Source organism: Agrobacterium bohemicum (genome assembly GCF_001562555.1).
GTDB lineage: Bacteria > Pseudomonadota > Alphaproteobacteria > Rhizobiales > Rhizobiaceae > Agrobacterium > Agrobacterium bohemicum.
The window spans coordinates 1-1,321 of sequence record NZ_KQ961049.1; the positions used below are offsets into that span (position 1 = coordinate 1).

At 59.4% G+C, this 1,321-nt stretch carries 1 protein-coding gene and 1 other annotated feature; the gene reads right to left on the reverse strand.

Going from position 1 to position 1,321, the window contains the following annotated elements; genetic code table 11:
• Positions 1-39: 39 nt before the first annotated feature.
• Positions 40-1,268 (reverse strand): IS3 family transposase gene (locus ATO67_RS22135; RefSeq protein ID WP_103086611.1). Its coding sequence is split into 2 segments (ribosomal slippage): positions 40-974 and positions 974-1,268, totalling 1,230 coding nucleotides; the frame shifts between segments, so codons are not numbered across the junction.
• Positions 871-987, reverse strand: a sequence feature (AL1L pseudoknot). (Overlaps the previous gene by 117 nt.)
• Positions 1,269-1,321: the final 53 nt, after the last annotated feature.

Consider the following 1,321-nt stretch of genomic DNA (forward strand, 5'->3'; position numbering starts at 1 on the left):
TGAACCGCGCCGGGTTTGCCGGAGGCCATTTCGTTTAAGTTATGCGGCCATGGCTGGTTCGTCCAGCATGGCGTAGTATTGATCCTCGGCTTCGGCTGGCGGTATGTTTCCGATGGGTTCCAGGAGGCGTCGGTGATTGAACCAGTCTACCCATTCCAGGGTGGCGAATTCGACCGCTTCGAAGTTCCTCCATGGCCCGCGTCGATGGATGACCTCGGCCTTGTAAAGACCGTTGATCGTTTCGGCGAGGGCATTGTCGTAACTGTCGCCGATGCTTCCGACAGACGGCTCGATGCCAGCTTCTGCCAATCGCTCGGAATACCGAATGGACACGTATTGAACGCCGCGATCCGAGTGATGCACGAGGCCGCCGCCATGAGCGGGACGCCGATCATGAAGTGCCTGCTCCAGCGCATCGAGGACGAAGCTCGCATGTGCTGTCCGGCTTGCCCGCCAGCCGATGATGCGACGAGCGAAGACGTCGATGACAAAGGCCACGTAGACGAAACCCTGCCAGGTGGCGACATAGGTGAAGTCCGAAACCCACAGCCTGTTTGGTGCTGGGGCTTTGAACTGGCGGTTAACCCGGTCAAGCGGGCTCGGGGCCGTTTTGTCCGGGAATGTCGTGCGGACCGGCTTTCCTCGAATGATCCCCTGCAGGCTCATCGACCTCATAAGTCTGGCGACAGTGCAGCGGGCGACGTCAAAACCTTCACGCTTCAATTGCCGCCAGACCTTGCGAACGCCATAGACGCGGAAATTCTGCTCGAAGACACGACGTATCTCGATCTTCAGGCTGATATCGCTGCGGGCACGGATCGACAGGCGATCCACGTCCAGTCGCTTGGCGACGTTCTCGTAGTAGGTTGATGGGGCAATCGGCAGTAGGCTGCAGATCGGCTCGACCCCGAACACGCCACGGTGTTCGTCGATGAACGAGATCATCGCTTGAAGGGGCGGTCGAGCTCCGCCATCGCGAAATAGGCCGACGCCTTGCGCAGAATCTCGTTGGCCTGGCGAAGTTCTCGGTTCTCACGCTCCAGAGCCTTCATCTTCTCGGCCACGTCGCTCGGCAGACCTGCTCGTTTGCCGGTGTCGACCTCGGTCTTCTTGACCCATTCGTGCAGCGTGGCTGGCGCGCAGCCGATCTTGGCCGCAATAGATGAAACGGCAGCCCAGCGTGATGGATGCTCGGCTTCGTGATCCAGCACCATACGGATGGCACGGTTGCGGACTTCAGGTGAAAACTTGTTCGTTGTCTTGCTCATGGTGACTCCACTTTCTCAGAAGTTGGAGCCTCCGGCAAACCCGGCGCGGTTCA